The 4,300-nt window shown below is 61.2% G+C and carries 5 protein-coding genes; 2 read left to right on the top strand and 3 right to left on the bottom strand.

What is annotated here, in order from left to right; translation table 11 throughout:
* Positions 1–87 precede the first annotated feature (87 nt).
* From EJA70_RS28995 to EJA70_RS28985, 3 genes are read right to left on the bottom strand one after another with little or no spacing between them, the layout of a single operon-like run.
* Positions 88–498, bottom strand: a complete 411-nt coding sequence (locus tag EJA70_RS28995; RefSeq protein ID WP_158835886.1) for an SRPBCC family protein — start codon at positions 496–498, stop codon at positions 88–90.
* Positions 499–522: 24 nt separating this feature from the next.
* The gene (locus EJA70_RS28990) at positions 523–1,320 is read right to left on the bottom strand and encodes an SDR family NAD(P)-dependent oxidoreductase (protein ID WP_158835883.1); all 798 of its coding nucleotides are present in this window, start codon (positions 1,318–1,320) and stop codon (positions 523–525) included.
* Positions 1,320–2,369, bottom strand: a complete 1,050-nt coding sequence (locus EJA70_RS28985; protein ID WP_158835880.1) for an aldo/keto reductase — start codon at positions 2,367–2,369, stop codon at positions 1,320–1,322. The genes EJA70_RS28990 and EJA70_RS28985 overlap by 1 nt, the downstream gene beginning before the upstream one ends.
* A gap of 112 nt (positions 2,370–2,481) precedes the next feature.
* Here EJA70_RS28985 and EJA70_RS28980 point away from each other — a divergent pair, with 112 nt between their 5' ends.
* Both EJA70_RS28980 and EJA70_RS28975 read left to right on the top strand, forming a co-directional pair.
* Positions 2,482–3,378, top strand: coding sequence for a LysR substrate-binding domain-containing protein (locus tag EJA70_RS28980; protein WP_158835877.1), 897 nt, complete (start codon positions 2,482–2,484; stop codon positions 3,376–3,378).
* A gap of 180 nt (positions 3,379–3,558) precedes the next feature.
* On the top strand, positions 3,559–4,218 hold the full coding sequence (locus EJA70_RS28975; RefSeq protein WP_158835874.1) for an isoprenylcysteine carboxylmethyltransferase family protein: 660 nt from the start codon (positions 3,559–3,561) through the stop codon (positions 4,216–4,218).
* The last annotated feature ends 82 nt before the right edge of the window (positions 4,219–4,300 follow it).

Raw genomic sequence — 4,300 nt, 5'->3', positions numbered from 1 at the left:
GATAGCGGTGGTTCAGTCACCTCCATTGGCGACTGACCCACCGCCATCGCTGGCAAGCCAGCTCCCACAGGTTTTTGTGTTGGATGATTAAGCGGGGTAGTTGGCGCGCAGCGCTTCAAGGCCGCCCTGGTAGATGCCGTTGAACAGCGCCACCACTTCTTCGTCACTCACGCCTTTGGCGTTGAAGCGGCCCGACCATGTGACCCGGGCGCCCTGCCCCTGGGCTTCGACCTTGATCGTTGCCAGATAATCAGTGGCCGGGAACGGCGCCTGTTCGATCGAATAGCTGTAAGTCTTCGCGGCATTGTCGAACGCTTGCAGGCGCTCGACCACCACGGCGCCGTCAGCGGTTTGCAGGGTGCGCACACGCCCGCCGTCGCTCAGTTCGCTGTTGGGAATGAACGGCAGCCAGTCCGGCAGCGTGTTGAAGCCGCCGATCAATTGCCAGACCTGATCGGCCGAAGCCGGGATGTCGATGGTTGCAGATGCTATAGGCATAAATAAACGTCTCTCTTGAACAATTCAGATAGTCAGGCTATCGACCACGCCGCCGTCGACGCGCAAGGCTGCGCCAGTGGTGGCCGAAGACAGGGGCGAAGCGATGTAGGTCACCAGATGCGCGACCTCTTCTACATCCGCCACGCGCTGGATGATCGAGGTCGGGCGGGCCTTGAGCACAAAGGCGTCGGCTTCATCACGCAGGCTGCGCCCGGATTCGGCGGCGGCATCCTTGAGCATGTCTTGCAGGCCATCGGTGAAGGTCGGTCCCGGCAGGATCGCATTGACCGTCACCCCGGTGCCAGCCAGACGTTTGGCCAAGCCGTGGGACACCGCCAGATTGGCGCTTTTGGTCACGCCGTAGTTGATCATGTCGGCCGGTGTGGCAACGCCGGATTCCGAGGACAGGAAGATCACCCGGCCCCAGCCCTGCTCGACCATCGCCGGCACATAATGCCGCGCCAGGCGCACGCCGGAAATCACGTTGACCTCGTAGAAGCGTGTCCACTCGCTGTCCGGCGCTTCGAAGAAATCGACGGCGTCGAAGATGCCGAGGTTGTTCACCAGAATGTCGGCACGCGGTTCAGCGGCAAAGAGTTTTTGCGCACCTTCGGCGGTGCCCAAATCCGCCGTCAAACCGCGCAATTGTGCAGCCGGGACTTTCTCGCGAATGCTCGCCAGCGCCTGTTCGACCTTGCCGGCGTCACGGCCAATGACGACCACCGTGGCCCCCGCCTCAGCCAATGACTGGCTGATGCCCAGGCCAATGCCCGCCGTACTGCCGCTGACAATCGCCAGTTTGCCACCCAAATCGATCTTCATTACACACCTCCCATGTAGGAGCTGCCGAAGGCTGCGATCTTTTGATCCGGCAACGGCGCCCGTTCAGAAACCAGTTTCTCGTCACGCAAGGCCTGCCAGAACCCGGCAGGAATGACCGCCGACAACGCCGTCACATCTTCAGCAATCCGCCCCGGCTTGCTTGCACCGGGAATCACCGCCGCGACCGCTGGGTTGGCCAGTGAAAATTGCAGTGCGGCAGCTTTTACATCGACGTTGTAGGCCGCGGCGATGCGCTTGATCTGTTCCACCCTGGCGATGATCTCAGGGCTGGCCTTCTGGTATTCGAAGTGCGAACCACCGGCCAGAATCCCCGAGCTGTACGGTCCGCCGACGACGATTTCAACGTTCTGTGCCAGCGCCGAATCCATCAGCCGTTGCAGGGGACGTTCGTGATCCAGCAAGGTGTAGCGACCGGCCAGCAGGAACCCGTCAGGCTGCGCTTCCGTCAGGTCGAGGGTCAGTTCACACGGCTCGACTTTGTTCACGCCCAAACCCCAGCCCTTGATCACACCTTCTTCGCGCAAACGGGTCAGCACTTTGAACGCGCCGGTGCGGGCCTGATTGAAGTATTCCAGCCATTGATCACCGTAGAAGTCCTGGGCGATGTCGTGCACCCAGACGATGTCGAGGCGATCAGTTTGCAAGCGCTTGAGACTGTCTTCGATCGAACGCATCGTCGCGTCAGCGCTGTAGTCGTTGACGATCTTGTTCGGGCGACCGTGTTCGAACACACCACTTTTTTCGCCGAGATCACGGGCAGCGGCGTCTTCGACTTCGTCGAGAATTACCCGGCCGACCTTGCTGCTGAGCACGTAGTCGTCGCGGTTGTACTGCTTCAAGGCTTCGCCAAGGCGAATTTCCGACAGGCCCGAGCCGTAGAACGGCGCGGTGTCGAAGTAGCGCACGCCGGCATCCCACGCGGCATGCACAGTGGCTTGCGCTTCTTCCTCGGGAATTGCCCGGAACATGTTGCCCAGTGGGGCGGTGCCAAAGCCCAGTTGGCCGGGCAGTTTGTCTTTCAAGCTCATTGGATGTTCCTCACAGGTTCTGGGTCTGCGTGACCGTTGAGCAGATCCTAGATTGCGACACCGAGACCGTCCAAGACATAATGCGCAGCACTTGAGTCCCTATAGGTCTTACATGATCGACATCCGCCAATTGCGCTACTTCGTCGCCGTCGCCGAGGAAGAACACGTCGGCCGCGCCGCCGAACGGCTGCACATTTCCCAGTCGCCCCTGAGCCGGCAGATCGCACAGCTCGAAGAACGCCTGGGCCTGACCCTGTTCGAGCGCAGCCAACAGCGCATTCGCCTGACCCGCGACGGCCAGACCTTCCTCGCCGAAACCCGCGCCCTGCTGACCCACGCCAATCGCCTCGAATCCCTCGGCAAGCGCCTGGGCCGTGGTGAAGAAGGCGGCCTGTGCATCGGCTACATCGAGAACGCCATGCACGCCGGGGTTTTGCCCAATGCCCTGCGCGTGTTGCGCGTTGATCGGCCCAATGTGCATGTCGCCTTGTACAACCTCAGTTCGGCCGAACAACTTGAAGGCCTGCGACAGCGTAGTCTCGATATTGCGTTGGTGAGTGAGCCGCCGACCGATGACGACCCGGATCTGCTGGGTTTTCAGGTGCTGGATGATCCGATGCTGCTGGCATTGCCGGAACAGCATCCGCTGGCGCAGCAAGCCGTGTTGAGCCCGCAGGACCTGGCCGGGCAGGAATGGATCGGCGTGCAGCCGCGTCAGGATGCCAGTGATGAGTTTGTCAGCGCGTGCATCCGCGCAGGCTTCACGCCGGATGTGCGCATGCAGGCGACCGAGCCGTTCACGGCGCTGGGACTGGTGGCATCGGGGCTGGGGATTGCGATGATTCAGAAAGGCTTGAGCCATAACGCGCCACCGGGCGTGGTGCTGCGCGAAGTGCCGTGGCTGGCGTTTACCACACCGCTATGGGCAGCGTGGCACCGGATCAATTTGCGGCCCTTGGTAGAAACCTTTCGCACGGTTTTGACCGGTAGTGAGATTTCCCCTGACTGAACGGCCCTCATCGCGGGCAAGCCCGTCCCAAAGGTTCATCGGTAAGCGTACGCCGCCAATCCCTGTAGGAGCTGCCGAAGGCTGCGATCTTTTGATCCTGCTTTAAAAAACGCCATCAAAAGATCGCAGCCTGCGGCAGCTCCTACACTGAATGGATCAGCAGCCTGTCGTGAGATCGCCATGAGAATGTCAGCGCAAATGACCGTGGTCGCGGTGCTCGCCACCCTCGCCTATCTGGGCCTGGCGGTGTGGGGGATCGGTGGCGTGGCGATGTTTTTCTCCCACGGCTCGCTGGTGCTGGTGGTGCTGGCGACCGTGGCCATGGTGGTGGCTTCATTGTTTACCGAGGTCAACCTCAGTTCCGGCGAACGCGAGGACCGGGCCAATCGCTGGGTGCTTCCGGCGTTCGGGGTCATCGGTTTGATCAGTGGTTTTCTGCCGGCCTATTGCGACCGCATCAATTTTTGGACGTTTGGCGGCGAAGGCGTGCGTTGGCTGGGGGCGCTGCTGTTTATCGTCGGCGGCGCGTTGCGGCTGTGGCCGGTGTTTGTACTGGGGCGACGGTTCAGTGGTCTGGTCGCGATCCAGCCGGGGCATCGCCTGGTGACCGACGGGATCTACCAGCACCTGCGCAATCCAAGTTATCTGGGCCTGGTGGTGAATGCCGTGGGCTGGGCGCTGGCGTTTCGTTCCAGCGTCGGGCTGTTGTTGGCGGCGCTGACCTTGATTCCGTTGATCGCCCGCATTCATTCCGAAGAAGCCCTGCTGCGCGCGCAGTTCGGCGCTGAATATGACGCGTACTGCGCACGCAGCTGGCGCCTCATCCCAGGCCTCTACTGAACTCGCACAACGTAACCCATGCAGGAGCTGCCGCAGGCTGCGATCTTTTGATCTTTATTTTAAGAAGCAAGATCAAAAGATC

This window comes from Pseudomonas sp. PB103, assembly GCF_009764635.1.
Taxonomy (GTDB): domain Bacteria; phylum Pseudomonadota; class Gammaproteobacteria; order Pseudomonadales; family Pseudomonadaceae; genus Aquipseudomonas.
This window is presented reverse-complemented; position numbering and strand designations above follow the sequence as displayed.

Coding starts and splice junctions, on each gene's coding strand:
- EJA70_RS28995 (WP_158835886.1), bottom strand. CDS start 498: ATGCCTATAGCATCTGCAACCATCGACATCCCGGCTTCGGCCGATCAG.
- EJA70_RS28990 (WP_158835883.1), bottom strand. CDS start 1,320: ATGAAGATCGATTTGGGTGGCAAACTGGCGATTGTCAGCGGCAGTACG.
- EJA70_RS28985 (WP_158835880.1), bottom strand. CDS start 2,369: ATGAGCTTGAAAGACAAACTGCCCGGCCAACTGGGCTTTGGCACCGCC.
- EJA70_RS28980 (WP_158835877.1), top strand. CDS start 2,482: ATGATCGACATCCGCCAATTGCGCTACTTCGTCGCCGTCGCCGAGGAA.
- EJA70_RS28975 (WP_158835874.1), top strand. CDS start 3,559: ATGAGAATGTCAGCGCAAATGACCGTGGTCGCGGTGCTCGCCACCCTC.